Below are 20043 nucleotides of genomic sequence, written 5' to 3' on the forward strand. Positions count from 1 at the left end.
CGGGGTGGGGCGGATGCCGCTGCCCGAGGGCCGCGGGGCCGGGGGCCTCTCGCCGTCCCGGCCTCGCGGCGGTCTCGGGTCAGGGCGTCTGTTCGCCCGTCTCGTGCTGGGTGCGCACGAGGTCGACGACCTCGTCGTACCGGGGGGAGTTCATGAAGTTGTCTACCGACACGTGGATCGAGTCCGGTGTCTTCTGGCGCGCCCGGTCGGTGAGTTGGTTCTGCGTGATGACCAGGTCGGCCGAGGCATCCAGCGCCGCGATCGCCTTGTTGACGACCGTGACGTCCTCGATGCCGGCCTTCTTGATCTTGTTGCGCAGCACGCTCGCGCCCATCGCCGACGAGCCCATTCCGGCGTCGCACGCGAACACGATGCTCTTGATCTCGCGCTCGGTCATGGTCGCGGGCTCGATGCCCGCCCCCGTCGCCGTCGCAGCGGCGCCGCGCAGGCCCGAGAGCGCGTCGGAGGACTTGCCCTTGGCCGCCTCGGTCTGCGTGATCGCCGCGCCGAACGCGTCGTCGGTGGCTGCCATCGCAGCCAGGTCGCGCTTGCGCGAGGCCCGCAGGATGACCCACGAGATGACGAAGGTCACCGCCGCCGCGAGGAACACCGAGAGGTACACGACCATGAGGTTCCCCACGCCGCCGGCGGCGGGGCTGACCGCCTGCCCCGTGACGGCGATGATGCTCCCCGGTGCGGCAGGAGCGGCGAGCGAGCCGCCGAGCAGCATGTTCGTGGTGACGCCCGTCGCACCGCCGGCGATGAGCGCGAGGATCAGCATCGGCTTCATCAGCGCGTAGGGGAAGTACACCTCGTGGATGCCGCCCACGAACTGGATGAGCGCCGCTCCCGGCGCCGATGCGCGTGCCGCACCGATCCCGAAGAACGTGAACGCGAGCAGCAGCCCCACACCCGGTCCGGGGTTCGCCTCGAGCAGGAAGAGGATCGACGAGCCCTCGTCCGCGGCCTGCTGCAGGCCCAGCGGGGTGAGCACGCCGTGATTGATCGCATTGTTGAGGAAGAACACCTTCGCCGGTTCGATGACGATGCTCGTCAGTGGCAGCAGGTTCATCTCGACCAGCCAGCTCACCGCGTTCCCGAGCACCTGCATGATGCCGTTGACCAGCCACGCGATCGGGTAGAACCCGATGATCACCATGACGAAGCCCCAGATGCCGGCGGAGAACATGTTGACGAGCATCTCGAAGCCGGCCTTGATCTTGCCTTCCCACAGGCCGTCCAGCCACTTCATGGTGTACGCCGCCAGCGGTGCCATGATCATCGCGCCGATGAACATGTGCACGTACCCGAGCGGATCGGAGCCCTCCGGCAGGGTCGCGTTGAACTTGTCGACCAGGACGTCCGAGCCCACGATGGCGCCCATCACGCCGATCGAGGCGACGACGCCGCCGCGGACCCCGTAGACGATGTTCCCGCCCGTGTAGGCGATCAGCAGCGGCAGGGCGTAGTGGATGAACGGGAAGACCAGAGTGGACAGGTCCGCGTTCGGAGTGAAGCCGACAGGAATGAAGAACATCGTGATGATGCCCCACGCAATGAGCGCGGGGATGTTCGGCATGATCATGCCGGACAGGAAGGTGCCGAAACGCTGGACTCCTATTCGTGCCCTGCTGGTGCCCGTTGCTGGTGCTGATGCAGTTGACATTGCTTGTCTCCTTACTCGCGCGTCGTGGCCTGTTATGCCACGGCGGAGTTGGTGGGGGATGCCGCGTGCTGGGCGGCAGCCCGGGCCTCGGCGGCGCTGTCGGTCGCGAGGGCCGCTTCGGCGATCGCCCGCGCCTGGCCGAGGGTGTGCGCGAGCAGGCTCGCGCGTACGTCGGCGAGCGCTGTGGGAGCCATCGACAGGCTCGTGGCGCCGAGGCCGACCAGCACGACCGCCAGGAGCGGATCGGCAGCCGCCTCGCCGCAGATGCCCACGGGTTTGCCGTTGAGCCGGCCGGCGTCGCCGACCGATCGGATCAGCTTCAGCACCGCCGGATGCCACGGGTCCTGGAACGACGCGACCGATCCGAGCAGGCGGTCGGCGGCCATCGTGTACTGCGTGAGGTCGTTCGTGCCGATCGAGGCGAAGTCGGTGACCGAGAGGATGCGATCGGCCATGAGCGCCGCGGACGGCACCTCGACCATGACCCCCGCGGTGCGGATGCCGTACTCGCGGGCCAGCCCCGTGAAGTACTCGGTCTCCTCGACGTTCGCGATCATCGGCGCCATGACCCACAGGTCGGCGCCTTCGCCCGCGGCGCGGGCGGCGGCATCGGCCTCTGCCAGTGCCGTGAGCTGTTCGCGCAGGATGTCCTCGCTCGCGTGCAGGGCGCGGATGCCGCGCAGGCCCAGCGCGGGGTTCTCCTCGTGGGCGTCGTTGAGGAACGCGAGCGGCTTGTCGGCGCCGGCGTCGAGCACGCGCACGACGACCTTCTTGCCGGGGAACGCGGCGAGCAGTTCCTCGTACGCCTCGCGCTGCTGCGCCACGGTGGGCGCCTGGCTCGCGCTGAGGAAGAGGAACTCGGTGCGAAACAGGCCCACGCCCTCGGCGCCGAGGGCGACCGCCTCGGCCGCGCCCTTGGCGTTGCCGAGGTTGGCCAGCAGCGGCACCGCGGTGCCGTCGGCGAGCGCGCCGGGTGTGATGGGGGCCGATGCCGCGGCCGCGCGCGCGTGGGCGCGGTTCTGCGCGCGCGTGAGCTCGTCGGCGGTGGGCTCGGTCGTGACCACCCCGGAGGCGGCATCCACGATCACCAGCTCTCCGTCGGCGAGATCTTCGGCGCCGGCTGCGCCCACGATCGCGACGATGCCCTTGCCGCGCGCGAGGATAGCGGTGTGCGAGGTGGGCCCGCCGTCGCTGGTGACGACCGCCAGCACCTTGTCGAGGTCGAGCAGGGCCGTGTCGGCGGGCGCCAGATCCTTCGCGACGAGCACGAACGGATGCCCCGGATCGGGCACGCCCGGAGCGGGAAGCCCGCGCAGGTGTGCGATGACGCGCTGCGAGACGTCGTTAAGGTCCGCCGCGCGCTCGCCGAGGTATCCGCCGAGGGCCGTGAGCTGGTCGCGGAAGCTCGCGAACGCTTCGAACACGGCCCGCTCGCCGGTCTTGCCCTGTGCGAGCGCCGCGTCGATCTGCTCCTGCAGCGTGGGGTCCTCGGCCATCATCGCCTGAGCCTCGAGCACGTCCTGCGCGTTTCCGCCGGCCGCGGCGCCGCGCGCCTCGAGCTCGCGGGCCACGGCCGTGACCGCCTCGCGCACGCGAGCGATCTCGGCCACGGCGCCGATGGCGCTGTGCTCGTCGGGCGGCTCCGGGAGGTGTTCGGCCATGCGGGCGACCGGCCCCTGGGCCACGCCCAGGCCGATCCCGACTCCTCTCACCTCGGGCATCGCGCTACGCCTCGTCCTGATCGGTCGTGAGCAGTTCCGAGAGCGAGTCGAGCACGGCCTCGGCGTTGTCGCCGTCAGCGGTGAGCGTGACGTAGTCGCCGTGCTCGGCGCCCAGCGAGATCACGCCGAGGATGCTCGCCGCGTTGACGGGCGTGCCCGAGTCCTTGGCGATCGTGATCGGGATGCCGGCATCTTTCGCCGCCTGCGTGAAGAGCTTCGCGGGGCGGGCGTGCAGTCCGTGCGACGAGCCGATGCGGACGGTGCGTGAGATCTCGGTCATGAAAGGCCTTCCTCTGTTCTCTGGTATGCGTCGTGTTCACGTGGGTGAGGGAGTGTTCGCCGGAAGCGTCCCCCCGAAGTCTCCGACCGCCGCGCGGATGAGCGCAAGGGTGCGCGAGCCGTCGAGATCGTCCGAGATGTCGGCGGGCAGCACCACGACCGTGGTGCCGCGTGCGGCGGCGTCGCGCTCGATGCGCGGCACCACGTCGGCCAGGTGCGCGCCGACCAGGACGACGTCGGCGGCGTCGAGGTCGATCGGAAGCGACCGCTCGGTGCCGGCGAACGCGACGTAGGGCAGTCCGTGCGCCTGGGCGGCGTGCCGCACCCGCTGCGCGACGAAGGTGCTCGACGCCCCCGCACCGCAGACCACCAGGATCCTCATCGATCGCCCTCCTTGTGCCGCCATTGTCGCGATCCCGCTCCGTCCGCGCTACCCCCGCGCCGGCGCGGGACGAGATCGCCGACGGGCGCGCACGGTCGGACGAACGCGTGCCCCCTGCGCTCACGCTAGCGGCGGGCGGCGGTCGTGGTGGTGCGGCACGCCCGCGCTCGTGCTGCGCCGGTGACGGATGCCGGGTGCCTCGCGTGGTGTCGCGCCTGCGGGCTCAGGCGCTGCGAGCACGCTCCTGCGGGCTCAGCCGCGGCGAAGACGCTCCTGCAGGCCTCGGCGCACCGCGGGCCACTCGTGGGGGAGGATCGAGAAGACGACCGTGTCGCGCAGGGTGGCGTCGGGGCCGAGGCGGTGGTTGCGCAGCACGCCGTCCTGCTTGGCGCCCAGCCGCTCGATCGCCTCTCGCGACTGGCGGTTGTGCCAGTGGGTGCGAAACTCCACGGCGATCGCGTCGCACGTCTCGAACGCGTGGGTGAGCAGGAGCAGCTTCGCGGCGGTGTTGACCGAGGTGCGCTGCGCCTGGACGCCGAGCCAGGTGTGGCCGATCTCGACGTGCCGGTTCGCCTGGTCGATGTTGCACAACGTCGTCTCGCCGACGATGCGCCCGGTGTCGAGGCGTCGCACCGCGAACGCGTTCATGTGCCCTTCGCTCTGCCAGGCGAGGCGCTGCGCGATATCGGCGTCGATCCCGTCGGCGATGGGCACGGACGTGTACCAGGCGTGTTCGAGGCCCACGGTCGCCTCGGCGAGGTCGGCGGCGTGGCCGGACTGGAGCGGTTCGAGCCGCACGTGGTCGTTCGCGAGGGTCACCGGTTCGGTCAGCAGCATTGTTCGACCTTATTGCCCCCGTCGGCGCCTGCCGTCATGAGGCGCCGGTCACCTGCCGGCGAGATCGTCGAGGAGGTCCCGCACGCCCTGAGCCAGCGCGGCCACGCGGGCGGCGGCGTCGTCGTGCGAATCGCCGCGCACGTCGAGGTACACCTTGAGCTTGGGCTCGGTGCCGCTCGGGCGCACGATCGCGCGGGAGCCGCCGGCGAGGCCGAGGCTCAGCGCGTCGGTGGGCGGCAGTCCCTCGAGCCCGGCGGCGAGATCGTCGACGCGCTCGACCTCGATCCCACCGAGGGAGGACGGATGCCGCTCCCGCAGCGCTGACATGATCCGGCCGATCGTCGACACGTCGTCGACGCGCAGCGACACCTGGTCGCTCGCGTACGCGCCGAAGGTCCCATCGAACTCGGCGAGCAGGTCATCGAGCGTCGCGCCCCGGCCGCGGGCCTCGGCGACGATCCCCAGGATCGCCACGGCGGCCGAGATGCCGTCCTTGTCGCGCACCGTGCCGGGGTTGACGAGATAGCCGAGCGCCTCTTCGAAGCCGAAGACGAGCCCGGGGGCGCGCGAGATCCACTTGAATCCGGTGAGCGTGGCGTGGAAGTCCAGCCCGTAGTGGCCCGCCACCGCCTCGAGGGCGGGCGAGGACACCAGCGAGCACGCGAGCGACGCGCCCTCGGCGGCGCCTTCCTCGGCGGCGCGCCGCGCGGCCCGCCAGCCCAGCAGCAGCCCGACCTGATTGCCGGTCAGCCGTCGCCAGCCGCCTTCGGCCTCCCGGTCGGGTACGGCGACGGCGAGGCGGTCGGCGTCCGGGTCGTTGGCGATGACGAGGTCGGCGCCTGCGGCCCGGGCCGTCTGGAACGACAGATCCATCGCCCCCGGCTCCTCGGGGTTCGGGAACGACACCGTCGGGAACGCGCCGTCCGGCTCGAGCTGGGCCGTCACGGTCGCCGGCTGCGGATACCCGGCGCGCTCGACGATGCGCGACAGGGTCTCCCACCCGACGCCGTGCATCGCGGTGTACACCCACGTGAGACCCTCGGCTCCCGCGGGCGCGGGCGCGACCTGCGCGGTGGCCTCGACGTACGCGTCCACGAGCGACTCCGGGGCCGTCTCGTACGCGACCGAGCGGGGCAGCGCGCTGATGTCGCCCTCCGCGGCGATCCGCTCGATGTGCGCGGCGATGGCGGCGTCGGCGGGCGGGACGATCTGCGACCCGTCGTCGTGGCCGCCGAGGTACACCTTGTACCCGTTGTCGTCGGGGGGATTGTGGCTCGCCGTCACCATGACGCCGGCCGCGGCATCCAGGTGTCGCACCGCGAAGGCGAGCACGGGAGTCGGCAGCAGTCTGGGCAGCAGCGCCACGCGCAGCCCCGCGCCGGCGAACAGCTCCGCCGAGTCGCGGGCGAACACGTCGGAGTTGCGGCGTCCGTCGTAGCCGACCACGACGAGCGGACCTGCGGCGTCGTCGTCGCCGTCGGCGTCCGCCGCGGCGGCATCCTTCTCGAGCAGGTACGCCGCCAGGCCCGCCGCCGCCTGAGCGACGAGCACGCGGTTCATGCGGTTGCTGCCGGCGCCGAGCGCTCCGCGCAGCCCCGCGGTGCCGAACTGCAGTCGCTCGCGGAACCGGTCGTCGAGGTCGGCTGCGGCATCCGTGTCGCCCGCCTCGGCGCGTTCGATGAGCTCGCGCAGCTCGGCGCGGGTCTGGCCGTCGGGGTCCTGCGCGAGCCATGCCCGCGCCCGGCCGAGCAACTCTTCGCTCACATCGCCCCCACGATCCCGGCCAGCAGCCCCGAGATGACGGGCTCGGCCGCGTGGCCTGCCTCGATCACCTCTTTGTGGCTGAGAGGGGTCGTCTGGATGCCGGCCGCGAGGTTCGTGATGAGCGAGAGGCCGAGGATCTCCATGCCCGCCTCGCGCGCGGCGATCGCCTCGAGCGCCGTCGACATGCCGACGATGTGGCCGCCGAAGGCCTTGGCCATGCGCACCTCGGCGGGAGTCTCGTACTGGGGGCCCGAGAACTGGCAGTAGACGCCCTCGTCCAGCGCCGGCTGGATCGTGCGGGCCAGGTCGCGCAGGCGCGTGGAGTACAGGTCGGTGAGGTCGATGAAGCGCGGGCCTTCGAGCGGGGTGGCTGCGGTGAGGTTGATGTGGTCGCTGATCAGCACCGGCTGACCCGGACCCCACGTGGTCTTGATGCCTCCGGCGCCGTTGGTCAGCACCATGATCCGCGCGCCCGTGGCGGCGGCGGCGCGCACGCTGTGCACCACGCGGCGCACGCCGTGGCCCTCGTAGAAGTGCGTGCGCGACCCGATCACCAGCACGCGCTTGCCGCGCGGGGTCAGGATGCTGCGCAGCGTTCCGGCATGACCCACGACGGCGGCCGCGCCGAAGCCGGTCACCTGCGTCGCCGGAATCTCGGCGGTCGTCTGGCCGATGAGCTCCGCGGCCTTCCCCCAGCCGCTGCCCAGGGTGAGCGCGATGTCGTGCTGGTCTACGTGCGTGAGCCGCGCGATGTCTTCCGCGGCGCGCTGTGCGACCTCGAAGGGGTCGGCGGCGGGATCGTTCAGGGGGTTGTCGATGGCATTCGGCATCCCCCCACGCTAGCGCCGCGCGCGCGAACGGGCCACGGATGCCGCATCCGCCGCTCGGACTGGGAGAATGGAGGCATGTCAGTGAGCTTCGAGCGCGCCCAGTCCGTCGCGATCATCGGTGGGGGCCCGGGCGGCTACGAGGCGGCACTGGCCGCCGCGCAGCTCGGCGCCGAGGTCACGCTCGTCGAGCGCGCCGGAGTGGGCGGCGCGGCGGTCATCACCGACGTCGTGCCGTCGAAGTCGCTCATCGCCACCGCCGACGCCGCGGTCGCGATCGCCGGCGCGAGCGACCTGGGCGTGCAGCTGTTCGCCAAGGGCAAGGAGGGCAAGCCCCTCAAGCCCGAGATCGCGATCAACCTGTCGGCCGTCAACAAGCGGCTGCTGTCGCTGGCGCGCCAGCAGTCCGACGACATGCGCGCCGCGCTCGTCGAGGCCGGCGTGCGCATCATCCCCGGGCACGGCCGCCTCGAGGGAGAGAACGCCGTCGTCGTCTCGACCGGCCCGGGGGGAACCGACTTCGATCGCATCGAGGCCGACACGCTCGTGGTCTCGGTCGGCGCCTCGCCGCGCGAGCTTTCCACCGCCAAGCCCGACGGCGCGCGCATCCTCACGTGGACGCAGCTGTACGGCATGTCGGCGGTTCCGGAGCACCTCGTCGTGGTCGGATCGGGGGTCACGGGGGCCGAGTTCGCCGGCGCCTATATGAACCTCGGCGCCAAGGTCACGCTGGTCTCCAGCCGTGACCAGGTGCTGCCCGGCGAGGACGCGGATGCCGCGGCCGTGCTCGAGAAGGTCTTCAAGCGTGGCGGCATGACGGTGCTCTCGAAGTCGCGTGCCGAAAAGGTCGAGAACACCGGCGGCGGCGTCACCGTCGCCCTCTCGGACGGCCGCACCGTCGAGGGCAGCCACTGCCTCATGGCGGTCGGCTCGATCCCCAACACGGCAGGCATCGGGCTGGAGGCCGCCGGCGTGCAGCTCACCGAGTCGGGGCACATCCAGGTGAACCGCGTCGCGCGCACGTCGGTGCCGAACATCTATGCCGCCGGCGACTGCACGACGTTCGTGCCGCTCGCGTCGGTCGCCTCGATGCAGGGCCGCACGGCGATCTTCCACGCGCTCGGCGACATCGTGATCCCCCTCGAGCGTCGGCGCATCACGTCGAACATCTTCACCGCTCCCGAGATCGCCACGGTCGGCTGGCAGGAGAAGGACATCGCGAACGGCCTCATCAACGGCGTCTGCCACAAGCTGCCGCTCACCGCGAACCCGCGCGCGAAGATGATGGGCATCAAGGACGGCTTCGTCAAGCTCATCGCGCGCGAGGGCAGCGGAACCGTGATCGGCGGGGTCATCGTCGGGCCGCGGGCATCCGACCTGATCTATCCGATCGCGATCGCCGTCGAGCGTCGCCTCACCGTCGACCAGGTCTCGCGCGTGTTCGCCGTGTACCCGTCTCTGTCGGGCAGCATCACCGATGCCGCGCGCGCGATGCACGTCGTGGACCACACGGTGTACGGCGGCTGACCCCGGGTGCGGGCCCTCCCGCTTCCCCGCCCTCTCCGCGCGCACGCATCCCTCGTCGAAACCGCGGTTCCTCGCCGAGCAACCCCGATATCCCCGTCGAGAACGCGGTGTCTCGGCGAGAGACCGCGTACTCGACATGAGATGCGGCGCGGGGCGCAGCGGGCAGCGGCGCGAGCGGGAAGAGACCGGATGCCCCGGCCACCGGTCTCGACTACGAGATCGTGAGCAGCTGGTGCCCGGCCGACACGGTCGTGCCGGGGTCGGCGTCGATCGTGCCGATCACGCCGTCCTTGTGCGCCTGGATCGGCTGCTCCATCTTCATCGCCTCGAGCACGACGACCAGGTCGCCCTTGACGACCTGCTGGCCCTCCTCGACGGCGACCTTCACGATCGTGGCCTGCATGGGCGATTTCACAGCGTCGCCCGACGCGCCCGCGGTGGCGACGGTGGTGTGCGAGCGCCGCGACGGCGGCACCACGGCGGGGCGCCCGGCGGTGACCGACGTGGTGACGATGCGGTTGGGAAGGCTCACCTCGAGCCGGCGACCGGCGACCTCGACGACCACGGTGTGACGCGTCTCGGCGGGCTTGGGCGCCTCGAGCTCGCCGTCCCACGGGGCGATGTCGTTGTCGAACTCGGTCTCGATCCACCGCGTGTACACACCGAACCGGCCGTCCTCGGCGGTGAAGGCGGGGTCGCGCACGACCTTGCGGTGAAACGGCAGCACCGTGGGAAGGCCCGCGACCTCGAACTCGTCCAGCGCGCGGCGGGCGCGCTCGAGCGCCTCGGCGCGGTCGCGGCCGGTGACGATGATCTTCGCGAGCAGCGAGTCGAAGGCCCCCGAGACGGTGTCGCCGGCGGTGACGCCGGAGTCCAGGCGGATGCCGGGACCGCCGAACGTCTTGAACACATGGATCGGGCCGGGCTGGGGGAGGAACCCGCGACCGGGGTCCTCGCCGTTGATGCGGAACTCGATCGAGTGGCCCTCGGGCGTCGGGTCGTCGCCGTCGAGCGAGCCGCCCTCGGCGAGGCGGAACTGCTCGCGCACGAGGTCGATGCCGGTGATCTCCTCGGACACCGGGTGCTCGACCTGCAGGCGCGTGTTCACCTCGAGGAACGAGATGGTGCCGTCGGCGCCGATGAGGAACTCGCACGTGCCCGCTCCGACATAGCCGACCTCGCGCAGAATCGCCTTGGACGCCTCGTACAGAATGCGGTTCTGCTCGTCGGTGAGGAAGGGCGCGGGGGCCTCTTCGACCAGCTTCTGGTGTCGGCGCTGCAGCGAGCAGTCGCGCGTCGAGACGACGACGACCGTGCCCGCGGCATCGGCCAGGCACTGCGTCTCGACGTGACGCGGCTTGTCGAGATACTTCTCGACGAAGCACTCGCCGCGGCCGAAAGCGGTGATCGCCTCACGGGTGGCGGACTCGAACAGCTCGGGGATCTCGTCGATCGTGCGCGCGACCTTCAGCCCACGCCCGCCGCCGCCGTACGCGGCCTTGATCGCGATGGGCAGGCCCACCTCGGAGGCGAACGCGACGACCTCGGCGGCACCGGCGACGGGGCCGGGGGTTCCCGGCGCGAGCGGTGCGCCGACCCTCTCGGCCACGGCGCGCGCGGTCACCTTGTCGCCGAGGGCTTCGATCGCCTCGGGCGACGGGCCGATCCAGGTAAGGCCCGCCGCGATCACCGCGCGGGCGAAGCCTGCGTTCTCGGCGAGGAAGCCGTAGCCGGGGTGCACGGCGTCGGCGCCGGAGCGGCGGGCGACCGAGAGGATCTTCTCGATCGACAGGTAGGTGTCGGCGCTCGTGGCGCCGTCGAGCGCGAACGCCTCATCGGCCAGGCGCGTGTGGAGCGCGTCGCGGTCCTGGTCCGCGTACACGGCCACCGAGAGCTTGCCCGCGTCGCGGGCGGCACGGATGATGCGGACGGCGATCTCGCCGCGGTTGGCGACGAGCACCTTGGCGATAGCGGGCATGAGTGTCAGCCTACCGAGCAGGCTCCCCGCGACTTTGGCCGCATCGCACAAGATGCCGCGAGAAACGTGGGCGTCCAACTACAAGCTCGGTGCTCATCGCGGATGCTTAGGCGGACGCGGACGCCGAGCCCTCGGCGTCGCTGCGCCACAGTGCCGTCCAGTCCACACCGACCTCGCGCACGAGTCGGCGAAGCGCCGACAGCGACATCCCGACGACCGTCGAGGGATCCCCTTCCACGCGCTCGATGAAAGGCCCGCCGAGACTGTCGATCGTGAAGGCCCCCGCGACCTGCAGGGGCTCACCCGTCGCGACGTACGCGTCGATCTCGGCATCCGTCATGTCAGCGGTGAAGAAGACCGATGCCTCGGCCACCGCGTGCGCCTCGCGCGCGGCCTCGCCGGGACTCACGCGCACGACCGCGTGACCGGAGTGCAGCACGCCCGAACGGCCGCGCATCGCCCGCCAGCGCGCGCTTGCGACCTCGGGCGTGTAGGGCTTGCCGAGGATCGCCCCCTCGAAGGCGAACATGGAGTCCCCGCCGATCACGACGCCGTCGAAGCCGGGGTCGTCGTCGGCCAGGCGCGCCGCGACATCGGCGGCCTTGCGCCGCGCGAGCAGGAGCACGTGCTCGTCGGGCCGGAGCGTACGCCCTTCGCCGGCCTCGACGGCGGCGACCACCTCATCCTCGTCGACGTCCGGTGCGACCGTCAGCGGGTCCACGCCCGCCTGCCGCAGCAGCATCAGGCGGGCGGGAGAGGTCGAGGCGAGGCACACACGCATGCCCCCACGTTATCCCGCGGGCTCCGTGCCGTTCTCAGGACCGATCCGCGGGTGGGCGCCCCACGCCCGCGGAAAGTCGCGGCGGCCAGGTGAGCCGGTCGCCGCCGATCCTGAGTTCGGCACGGGGCGGCCCAGCGCCGTGTGGGATCGTAGGACGGTGACATCCGACCGATACCTCGACCTCGACATCACCGGCGTCGCGCACGGCGGCGTGTTCGTCGCCCGCCACGAGGGCAGGGTCGTCTTCGTCCCCGACGCGATCCCCGGCGAGCGCGTGCGAGCCAGACTGACGGATGCAGCCCCCGGCGACACGCGCCGCTTCTGGCGGGCCGAGGCCCTCGAGGTGCTGGATGCCTCGCCCGATCGCCAGCGGCACGTGTGGCGTCAGGCCGACATCGACGTCGCGCCCGAAGAGCGCCCCGGCGGCGCGGACTTCGGCCACATCCGGCTCGACGCGCAGCGCGACCTGAAGACGCAGGTGCTGAGGGACGCCCTGGAGCGGATCGGCCGGCTGCAGGTTCCGGTCACCATGCGTCCGGCGTTCTCCGAGGAGTCGGGCGCGGGCGTCGTCGCCCACGAGTCTGCTGACGGCACGGGGTGGCGCACGCGGGTGAGCCTGCACGTCGACGCAGACGGCCGCATCGGTCCGTACGCGGCGCGCAGCCACCGCGTGGTCGAGGTCGATGGCCATCCGCTCGCCACGAGCGAGGTGGAGCGCATCGCGCGAGAGCTGCGCGATGCCAAACCCGGCCGCATCGACCTGGTGCAGCCCTCCGACGGACCGGTTCGCGTGATCGAGCGCCCGGAGCGCGCCCCGCGCGACAAGCGGCACGGGCGCCAGGGCGGCCGTGTGCCTCGGTCCACGGTCCCCGCGACGATCCCCGCGCGGCGTGATCCGGCGCGCGAGGTCATCCGCCAGCGCGTCCACGATCGCCAGTTCCGCCTCGACGCGGGCGGCTTCTGGCAGGTGCACCGCCTCGCCGCGCACACTCTTTCCACGCTGGTGGCGTCGCTCCTTCGCCAGGCCCGCCCCGAGGGGCCGGCGATCGACCCCGACGCGTGGCACCTCGACCTCTACGGCGGCGTCGGACTGTTCGCCGCGACCCTCGGCGACCTCGGCGGCGCCTCGACGCGCGTGACGAGCGTCGAGTCCGACCCGCGCGCGACCGAGCACGCCGGCGAGAACCTCGCCGAATGGGTCGGCGCGCGCGCCGAGACCGGGCGGGTGGACCGCTGGATCGCGCGGCTCGGGGCCGAGGCATCCGTCGCCGAACGCGAGCGGCTGTCGCGCGGTGTCGTCGTGCTCGACCCGCCGCGCACCGGCGCGGGACGCGATGTCGTCGAGGGTGTGGCGTCGCTGTGGCCCGACACCGTGGTGTACGTCGCGTGCGACCCCGTGGCGCTCGCGCGGGATCTTGCCACCTTCCGTGAGGCCGGGTACGAGACGCCCGCCGTCCACGCCGTGGACCTGTTTCCGAACTCGCACCATATGGAGGCCGTCGCGGTGCTCTCCCGCGCGCACGCCGATCGCTAGGCTGTGCGCATGACGCGGGTCGCCCTGATCGACGACCACGAGTCCGTGCGACTCGGGCTCGAAGCGGCGTGCCTGCGAGAGCCCACGACGAACGTCGTGTTCTCGGGCAGCACGGTCACCGCCTACCTGGGCTGGCGCGTGTCGAACGCGGCTCCTCCCGCCGACGTGGTCGTGCTCGATCTGACCCTCGGCGACGGCACGACGGTGACCGAGAACGTGCGTCGCGTGGTCACCGACGGGTCCAGCGTCATCATCCACAGCGTCGCCGACCGGCCCGCGGCAGTGCGTGAGGCGCTCGCGGCCGGGGCTGCGGGCATCGTGAGCAAGGCGTCGCCCATCGACGACGTGATCGCGGCGATCCGCACGGTCGCGTTCGGCGAGCCGCTGAACAACGTCGAGTGGGCCAGCGCCGTCGAAGGCGACCGCGCGTTCGCCGACGCGCAGCTGTCGGCGCGCGAGCGCGATGTGCTGCGCCTGTACGCGGCGGGACTCCCGCTCAAGGCCGTGGCCGATCGCCTCGGCGTGGCGTACTCGACGGCGAAAGAGAACATCACCCGCGTGCGCGTGAAGTACGTCGAGGTCGGACGCCCCGCCCCGACCAAGGTCGACCTGCTGCGACGGGCGATGGAGGACGGCATCCTCAGCGACGCCGTCGACGGCTCGGGCGCGGACCCGCTCCGTGGCTGACAGCTCTCGCGGGGCGCTCGACCGCGCGTGGGGCCAGATCCCGTCCGCGCACGGATCGACCTCGGGGCTGGGCTCGTTCACCCGCCGGCGCATCAATCGCGCGATGTCGCTGGTCGTGGCACTCGGATGCCTCGCCCTCGGCCTGCAGGCGTTCCTGGCCGCCCTGGTCTCTGACGACATGACCGACTCCTGGCGCGTTCCGCTGGTGATCATCGCGTTCGTGCCGCTCGTGATGATGCTCACCGCGTGCGCGGTCGGACGCGCGGTGCGGGCGTTCGCGGGAACGTTCGCCGTCGCGTACGTCGTGCTGCTGATGCTGTGGCCGGCCGCAGCCTCCGGCGCGACCGTGTCGGACGGCGCGGAGCCGTGGATCTGGTATCTCGTCAACGTCGCGACCGTGTCGGCGGCGCTCGCGTTTCCCCTTCCGCTGCAGATCGCGTGGGCGGCACTGGTCCCGCTGCTGTTCGGGATCGTGCGCGTGGTGACCGCGCGGGGCGATCTGAGCAGCGTGCTCACGGTCGGGCTCGATGTGTCGTTCGCGCTGATCCTCGGCGGCATGCTCGTCACCCTCGGGTGGCTGTTTCGGGCCATCGCGTCGCACGTCGACGAGACGCGGGAGCGGGCGGTGTCGTCCTATGCCGAGGCGGCGGCGGCGGATGCGGCCGAAGAGGAGCGCGTCGCGGTGGCGGCGCTCATGCACGACAGCGTCCTGGCCGCCCTCATCGCGGTCGAGCGCGCCCGGTCGCCGCGCGAGCGGGGGCTGGCCGCGACGATGGCCCGCGAGGCGCTGACCCGGCTGGCGAACACCGAGTCCGGTGTCGAAGAGGGCGCGGACGCGCCGTGGGACGCGCTGCACATCGTCGCCGAGATCGACGCGGCGCTGGTGGAGTTCGGCTTGGATGTCCTCGTCGAGCAGCGCATCGACGCCCACGCCGGCACGATCCCGGGCCGGGTCGCCCGGGCGCTGTCGCTGGCGGCGACGCAGGCCATCGCCAACTCCGCGCAGCACGCGGGCGCGGCCGGCCTCAGGGTCTCGGTGCAGGCGTCGGCGGCCCCCAGTCGCGTGCACATCGAGGTGAGCGACACCGGAGCGGGCTTCGACCTCGACCTGGTCCCGGCCGACCGGCTCGGTCTGCGAGGCTCGGTCGTTGCGAGGGTCGGCGCGGTGGGGGGCATCGCTGAGATCGCGTCGGACTCCTCGGGCACGAGGGTGCGGCTGGACTGGCCGGCGGAGGGCGCGCCGTGATCAGTGTGCGCAACGTTCTGGCGGGACTGGGCGTGGCCTTCACCGCCTACCTCGCGGTGCGGGGCCTGGTGTGGTCGGAGCCGATCCGCTGGCCCGTGCTGATGGTGCTCGCCTTCGCGGTGTACCTCGTGGTCACCTGGTTGTGCATCTTCCTCCAGTCGAGCCCGCGCGACGAAAGGCCGGCGGCGCAGGAGAGCTACGAGAACACGTCGCTGACGGGTCGCGGCCCCTCCAAGCTGCCGATGTGGGCCGCGCTCGCCGCGTTGGTGTGCGCCCTCGCCGTCCCGAGCGCGGTATCGCTCGCGGCCGGCGAGCATCTGGTGTCCGCCTCGTTCACCACGTGGTATCTGGGCGGCATCGGAGCGCTCATGACGATCGTGATGGTGCGCCGCCAGCCGTGGTTCGCGTGGCTGGGCACGCTCGCGCTGGTCGTGGGGTCAGTTGCCTGGCTGGGAACCGTGGACGCGTTTCTGCTGGGGCTCACCGGCTCGATCCTGTGGGTGGGGGCCGCGCAGCTGCTTCTCGGGTCGATCGACCGGGCCGCGCGCGACACCTCGCGTCTGGCGGCGCTGCAGCGCGCCGCTTCGGCCTGGCAGGCCTCGCACGCGGGGCGGCGGCGCGAGCGTCGCGTGCAGGTGCAGCGGGCACTCGTGGTCGCCGGTCCCGTGCTCATGCGCGCGGTTGCGACGGCCGGCGACCTCGATGAGAACGAGCGGCTGCAGGCGCGGCTGGCCGAGGGGCGGCTGCGCGACGAGATGCGCGGCCCGCGACTGCTCGACGACGACGTGCACGCCGAGCTCGAGCGCGCGCGCCGTCGCGGCGCGACGGTGACCCTGCTCGACGAGGGCGGGCTGGACGGCGTGGACGAGGCCGGGCTGGCCCAGATCCGCGCCCAGCTCGCGCAGACGCTCGCCACCGCCCGCTCGGACCGCATCTACATCCGCACCTCGCCGCACGAGCGGGTCGCGGTGACGGTCGTCGGCAGGTCGGCGGTCGCCGACGGGCATTCGGACGAGGATGCCGTCGACCTCTGGCTCGAGATCCCGTTCCCGGGCTGCGACCAACCGGCCTGAACGGGCAAGCTGAGCCCGCGCGCCCGCGCTCCCCGTCCCGGCGGGGGAGGGGAGCCGAGGACGGGGAGCGGAGAACCGGAAGTCTAAAGGGCGAGGGGCGGCGAAGCCGCCCGCCCCTCGCCTGCGAATGGTTACCCGAAAACCATTCGCGGTGGCCGAACCTGACCGTCACCGAGATTCGGTGGGCAGGTCAGCCGAACGCAGAGCGTTCCAGCAGTTCAAGTATGAGCGTTCTCAACGCGCCCGTATGTAGGTATTTCGGGGGACAAATCCCCCGAGAATGCTGTGAGAGCGTTCAGCCCTGCCACGACGTGGCGCCGCGGACCCAGCCCAGCTCGCGGGCGAGCGGCTGGCGCATCGATCGCTGCGTCACCGCCCACGCCGATACGGCCGTCGTCTCGTCGGCGACGGCGTCGCCCGCCTCGGCGGCATAGGACTCCGACACCACGGCGACCAGTGCGGCCAGCTCCTCCTCGGTCGGGTCGCCCTTGAGCACCTCGACCGAGATCGCATCAGGTGTCGCCTGCGGCTCGACGACGGTCACAGCGGAATGTTCCCGTGCTTCTTGGGCGGCAGGCTCGCGCGCTTGCCGCGCAGGGCCCGCAGCGCCTTCGCGACCGACACGCGGGTCTGCGCCGGCTCGATGATGCCGTCGAGTTCGCCGCGCTCGGCGGCGAGGAAGGGGGAGGCGACGTTGTAGGTGTACTCGTTGGCGAGCCGCGTGCGCACGGCCGCGACATCCTCTCCCGCCTCTTCTGCTCGCTTGATCTCGCCGCGATAGAGGATGTTCACCGCGCCCTGGCCGCCCATCACGGCGATCTCGGCCGTGGGCCAGGCGAGGTTGATGTCGGCGCCGAGCTGCTTGGAGCCCATCACGATGTACGCGCCGCCGTACGCCTTGCGCAGGATCACCGTCACCAGCGGCACGGTCGCCTCGGCGTACGCGTACAGCAGCTTCGCGCCGCGGCGGATGACGCCGGTCCACTCCTGGTCGGTGCCGGGAAGGTAGCCGGGCACATCGACGAGGGTCACGATCGGGATCGAGAACGCGTCGCAGAACCGCACGAAGCGGCTCGCCTTCTCGCCGGCCTCGATGTTCAGCGTGCCGGCCATCTGCGACGGCTGGTTGGCGATGATGCCCACCGAGCGGCCCTCGATGCGGCCGAACCCGATGACGATGTTCGGCGCGAACAGCGGCTGCACCTCGAGGAAGTCCTCGGCGTCGACGATGCCGCGGATCACCTGGTGCATGTCGTAGGGCTGGTTGGGGGAGTCGGGGATGACGGTGTTCAGCGTGCGATCGGCATCCGTCGTCTCGAACTCGAACCCGGTCTCATAGACCGGGAGCTCGGCCATGTTGTTGTCGGGCAGGAATCCGAGCATCGTGCGGACGTAGTCGATCGCGTCGTCCTCGTCTTCGGCGAGGTAGTGGGCGACTCCCGAGCGGGTGTTGTGCGTGTAGGCGCCGCCGAGCTCTTCCATGCCGACGTCCTCGCCGGTGACGGTCTTGATCACGTCGGGACCGGTGACGAACATCTGGCTGGTCTTGTCGACCATCACGACGAAGTCGGTGAGGGCGGGGGAGTACACCGCGCCCCCCGCGGCCGGACCCATGATGATCGAGATCTGCGGGATGACCCCCGAGGCCTGCGTGTTCAGGCGGAAGATCTCGCCGTACTTGCCGAGGGCGACCACGCCCTCCTGGATGCGGGCGCCGCCCGAGTCGAGGATTCCGACGATGGGGATGCCGCTTCTGAGCGCGAACTGCATGACCTTGATGATCTTGTCGCCGGCCACCTCGCCGAGCGACCCGCCGAAGGTCGAGAAGTCCTGCGAGTACACCGCGACGGTGCGGCCGTGGATCGTGCCGACTCCGGTGACGACCGAGTCGCCGTACGGACGCGAGCGATCCATGCCGAACGCGCTCGTGCGGTGCCGGACGTACTCGTCGAGCTCGACGAAGCTGCCCGGGTCCACGAGCAGTTCGATGCGCTCGCGCGCGGTGCCCTTGCCCTTCGCGTGCTGTTTGTGCTGCGCGGCGGCCTCGGCATCGAGGACCGCCTCCTGGTAGCGCGCGCGCAGGTCGGCGATCTTGCCGGCGGTCGTGGAGAGGTCGGGCGCTTCGGTCACGCGTTCCACCCTATCGGCGCGCCTCGCCCGCGCCTTGGAGGGTTTGCACAAGGGGTCGGGGCATCCGCTGTTCGCGATCTGGCGGACCGATGCCGCGTAAGGTGTGGCCATGCCGCTCGTCGCCGCCGATCTGCCCCTGACCGCCTCTGTCGCCGCACGTCTCGAGGCGGTCCTGTCGACAGGGTCGACCAACGCCGACCTCGTGCGCGCCGTGTCGCAGGACCCCGCCGCGTGGCCGCACCTGTCGGTGCTCGTCACCGACGACCAGCGCTCGGGTCGCGGGCGCCTCGACCGCTCGTGGGAGGCGCCCGCCGGCTCGGGGCTGGCGGTGTCGGTGCTCGTGCGCGTGGGCGGCATCCCGCCGCGAGCCCGCGGCTGGGTCCCGCTCGTGGCGGGGGCGGCGCTCACGCGCGCGGTCGCCGCGCAGGTCGCCGGCTCGGCGCACGGGGTGGGGCTCAAGTGGCCCAACGACGTGCTGCTGGACGGCGGCAAGCTGTGCGGCATCCTCGCCGAAGCCGTCGCGGGAACCTCCGACGCGATCGTCGTGGGGGCCGGGGTCAACACCGCCATGACCGCCGACCAGCTGCCGGTCGCCACGGCGACCTCGTTCGCGCTCGCCGGCCTCAAGGTCGACTCCGACCGGCTTCTCGCGGACTATGTGGCCGCGCTCGACGAGCAGCTGCGCGCGCTGACGGCGACGGGCGGGGATGCCGCCGCCGCGGGCGTGCTCGGCGAGCTCGAGGCGCTGTGCGCGACGCTCGGGAGGAACGTCGTGGTGTCGCTGCCGGACGGCACCGAGCTTCGCGGCCGGGCGCAGCGCATCGACACCGAGGGACGCCTGGTCGTGGTCGCGGGGCTGGGCGAGACCGCCGTCGCCGCCGGGGACGTCGTGCACGTGCGCTGACCGAAGGCCCCGGGCGGTGGTCAGCGCGCGAGCGCGGCCGGGATGCGGCATCGATCGTCGTTCGCGCCCGCGCGCGGGCACGTAACACAACGGCGGGTGAGAGCGGCGATGTCGGCGCCCCGCCCCACAATGGATGCATGACCCAGCCGATCGCGTACGGCGGGCGGCCCATCGCCCCGGCCGCGGGCGCGCCTACTCCCGAACTGCGGGTGGCGCGGTTCCGAGGGCATGCGCGGGGGCTGTTCTGGTCGGCGCTGGTGCTGATGGCGGCCGCGGGCGCGGTCGGCTACTTCTTCGGCAACCCCCCTGCGGGACTCGAGAACTGGGTGCTGCCGGCCGCCGCGGGAGCGATCGTGCTGGTCGCCGTCGTGTGGCCGTTCGTGTCGTGGTGGACCCGCACCTACCTCATCACCACGCGCCGGGTCATCGTGCGTTCGGGAATGTTCGGGCAGCGCCGGCGTGAGTACGAGCATGTCCGCGGGTATTCGATCGGGCTGCGCCGCAGCATCCTGCAGCGCATGTGGGGTGCCGGCACGCTCACGCTCGCCAACGGCGTGGACGAGCCGCTGCAACTGGTGAACGTGCCCAGCGCGATGCTCGTGCACGAAGCGCTCGTCGACCAGGTCGAGGTCAACCAGATCCTCGCGCACCGCGATGCGCAGTCACTCCCGCTCGTGCAGGACGCCGAGGGGGGCGCCGGCTGACGG

The 20043-nt window shown here is 71.9% G+C and carries 18 protein-coding genes; 7 read left to right on the forward strand and 11 right to left on the reverse strand.

Annotation, left to right across the window (positions count from 1 at the left end):
* Positions 1-79 precede the first annotated feature (79 nt).
* The 7 genes from AB1K54_RS02530 to AB1K54_RS02560 form a co-directional block, all read right to left on the reverse strand.
* Positions 80-1666: a PTS mannitol transporter subunit IICB gene (locus AB1K54_RS02530; RefSeq protein WP_371201117.1), complete on the reverse strand. Its 1587-nt coding sequence runs from the start codon at positions 1664-1666 to the stop codon at positions 80-82.
* Between the two features lie 32 nt (positions 1667-1698).
* Entirely contained in the window at positions 1699-3387 is a 1689-nt protein-coding gene (ptsP, locus tag AB1K54_RS02535; protein WP_371201118.1) for a phosphoenolpyruvate--protein phosphotransferase, read from the reverse strand.
* 4 nt (positions 3388-3391) lie between these two features.
* Positions 3392-3667 carry an HPr family phosphocarrier protein gene (locus AB1K54_RS02540; protein WP_371201119.1) on the reverse strand — a complete coding sequence of 92 codons (276 nt, stop codon included), beginning with the start codon at positions 3665-3667 and terminating at the stop codon, positions 3392-3394.
* A gap of 36 nt (positions 3668-3703) precedes the next feature.
* A complete protein-coding gene (locus AB1K54_RS02545; protein ID WP_371201120.1) occupies positions 3704-4048 on the reverse strand; it encodes a PTS sugar transporter subunit IIB in 345 nt (114 codons plus the stop codon).
* A 252-nt stretch (positions 4049-4300) separates the two neighbouring features.
* A complete protein-coding gene (locus AB1K54_RS02550; protein ID WP_371201121.1) occupies positions 4301-4885 on the reverse strand; it encodes a GNAT family N-acetyltransferase in 585 nt (194 codons plus the stop codon).
* 48 nt (positions 4886-4933) lie between these two features.
* Positions 4934-6649, reverse strand: a complete 1716-nt coding sequence (locus tag AB1K54_RS02555) for a phospho-sugar mutase (RefSeq protein WP_371201122.1) — start codon at positions 6647-6649, stop codon at positions 4934-4936.
* Positions 6646-7479, reverse strand: coding sequence for a purine-nucleoside phosphorylase (locus AB1K54_RS02560; protein WP_371201123.1), 834 nt, complete (start codon positions 7477-7479; stop codon positions 6646-6648). The genes AB1K54_RS02555 and AB1K54_RS02560 overlap by 4 nt, the downstream gene beginning before the upstream one ends.
* A 75-nt stretch (positions 7480-7554) precedes the next feature.
* On the opposite strand from AB1K54_RS02560, the gene AB1K54_RS02565 reads away from it, so the two are divergent.
* On the forward strand, positions 7555-9003 hold the full coding sequence (locus tag AB1K54_RS02565) for an NAD(P)H-quinone dehydrogenase (protein ID WP_371201124.1): 1449 nt from the start codon (positions 7555-7557) through the stop codon (positions 9001-9003).
* Positions 9004-9214: 211 nt separating this feature from the next.
* Here AB1K54_RS02565 and AB1K54_RS02570 read toward each other — a convergent pair whose 3' ends face one another.
* Both AB1K54_RS02570 and AB1K54_RS02575 read right to left on the reverse strand, forming a co-directional pair.
* On the reverse strand, positions 9215-10981 hold the full coding sequence (locus tag AB1K54_RS02570; protein ID WP_371201125.1) for a biotin carboxylase N-terminal domain-containing protein: 1767 nt from the start codon (positions 10979-10981) through the stop codon (positions 9215-9217).
* A 106-nt stretch (positions 10982-11087) separates the two neighbouring features.
* On the reverse strand, positions 11088-11762 hold the full coding sequence (locus tag AB1K54_RS02575; RefSeq protein WP_371201126.1) for a nucleoside triphosphate pyrophosphatase: 675 nt from the start codon (positions 11760-11762) through the stop codon (positions 11088-11090).
* A gap of 157 nt (positions 11763-11919) precedes the next feature.
* On the opposite strand from AB1K54_RS02575, the gene AB1K54_RS02580 reads away from it, so the two are divergent.
* Genes AB1K54_RS02580 through AB1K54_RS02595 form a run of 4 tightly spaced genes read left to right on the forward strand, consistent with a single transcriptional unit; the run spans position 11920 to position 16302 of the window.
* Positions 11920-13296, forward strand: a complete 1377-nt coding sequence (locus AB1K54_RS02580) for a class I SAM-dependent RNA methyltransferase (RefSeq protein WP_371201127.1) — start codon at positions 11920-11922, stop codon at positions 13294-13296.
* Between the two features lie 9 nt (positions 13297-13305).
* On the forward strand, positions 13306-13983 hold the full coding sequence (locus AB1K54_RS02585; protein ID WP_371201128.1) for a response regulator: 678 nt from the start codon (positions 13306-13308) through the stop codon (positions 13981-13983).
* Positions 13976-15229, forward strand: coding sequence for a sensor histidine kinase (locus AB1K54_RS02590; RefSeq protein ID WP_371201129.1), 1254 nt, complete (start codon positions 13976-13978; stop codon positions 15227-15229). The genes AB1K54_RS02585 and AB1K54_RS02590 overlap by 8 nt, the downstream gene beginning before the upstream one ends.
* A complete protein-coding gene (locus AB1K54_RS02595; protein WP_371201130.1) occupies positions 15226-16302 on the forward strand; it encodes a hypothetical protein in 1077 nt (358 codons plus the stop codon). Before AB1K54_RS02590 ends, AB1K54_RS02595 begins: the two co-directional genes overlap by 4 nt.
* A 295-nt stretch (positions 16303-16597) precedes the next feature.
* Here AB1K54_RS02595 and AB1K54_RS02600 read toward each other — a convergent pair whose 3' ends face one another.
* Positions 16598-16846, reverse strand: coding sequence for an acyl-CoA carboxylase subunit epsilon (locus AB1K54_RS02600; RefSeq protein WP_371201131.1), 249 nt, complete (start codon positions 16844-16846; stop codon positions 16598-16600).
* Positions 16843-18441, reverse strand: coding sequence for an acyl-CoA carboxylase subunit beta (locus AB1K54_RS02605; RefSeq protein WP_371201132.1), 1599 nt, complete (start codon positions 18439-18441; stop codon positions 16843-16845). Before AB1K54_RS02605 ends, AB1K54_RS02600 begins: the two co-directional genes overlap by 4 nt.
* A gap of 100 nt (positions 18442-18541) precedes the next feature.
* On the opposite strand from AB1K54_RS02605, the gene AB1K54_RS02610 reads away from it, so the two are divergent.
* Positions 18542-19336 (forward strand): biotin--[acetyl-CoA-carboxylase] ligase, encoded by a 795-nt coding sequence (locus AB1K54_RS02610; protein ID WP_371201133.1) that lies wholly within the window; start codon positions 18542-18544, stop codon positions 19334-19336.
* 137 nt (positions 19337-19473) lie between these two features.
* Positions 19474-20040 carry a PH domain-containing protein gene (locus AB1K54_RS02615; protein WP_371201134.1) on the forward strand — a complete coding sequence of 189 codons (567 nt, stop codon included), beginning with the start codon at positions 19474-19476 and terminating at the stop codon, positions 20038-20040.
* Positions 20041-20043: the final 3 nt, after the last annotated feature.

This window comes from Microbacterium sp. BWT-B31, from assembly GCF_041379855.1.
Classification (GTDB): domain Bacteria; phylum Actinomycetota; class Actinomycetes; order Actinomycetales; family Microbacteriaceae; genus Microbacterium.

Bases quoted from the DNA above. Each gene is read 5' to 3' on its own strand.
- AB1K54_RS02530 (WP_371201117.1), bottom strand. From the start codon at position 1,666: ATGTCAACTGCATCAGCACCAGCAACGGGCACCAGCAGGGCACGAATA.
- ptsP (WP_371201118.1), bottom strand. From the start codon at position 3,387: ATGCCCGAGGTGAGAGGAGTCGGGATCGGCCTGGGCGTGGCCCAGGGG.
- AB1K54_RS02540 (WP_371201119.1), bottom strand. From the start codon at position 3,667: ATGACCGAGATCTCACGCACCGTCCGCATCGGCTCGTCGCACGGACTG.
- AB1K54_RS02545 (WP_371201120.1), bottom strand. From the start codon at position 4,048: ATGAGGATCCTGGTGGTCTGCGGTGCGGGGGCGTCGAGCACCTTCGTC.
- AB1K54_RS02550 (WP_371201121.1), bottom strand. From the start codon at position 4,885: ATGCTGCTGACCGAACCGGTGACCCTCGCGAACGACCACGTGCGGCTC.
- AB1K54_RS02560 (WP_371201123.1), bottom strand. From the start codon at position 7,479: ATGCCGAATGCCATCGACAACCCCCTGAACGATCCCGCCGCCGACCCC.
- AB1K54_RS02565 (WP_371201124.1), top strand. From the start codon at position 7,555: ATGTCAGTGAGCTTCGAGCGCGCCCAGTCCGTCGCGATCATCGGTGGG.
- AB1K54_RS02570 (WP_371201125.1), bottom strand. From the start codon at position 10,981: ATGCCCGCTATCGCCAAGGTGCTCGTCGCCAACCGCGGCGAGATCGCC.
- AB1K54_RS02575 (WP_371201126.1), bottom strand. From the start codon at position 11,762: ATGCGTGTGTGCCTCGCCTCGACCTCTCCCGCCCGCCTGATGCTGCTG.
- AB1K54_RS02585 (WP_371201128.1), top strand. From the start codon at position 13,306: ATGACGCGGGTCGCCCTGATCGACGACCACGAGTCCGTGCGACTCGGG.
- AB1K54_RS02610 (WP_371201133.1), top strand. From the start codon at position 18,542: ATGCCGCTCGTCGCCGCCGATCTGCCCCTGACCGCCTCTGTCGCCGCA.
- AB1K54_RS02615 (WP_371201134.1), top strand. From the start codon at position 19,474: ATGACCCAGCCGATCGCGTACGGCGGGCGGCCCATCGCCCCGGCCGCG.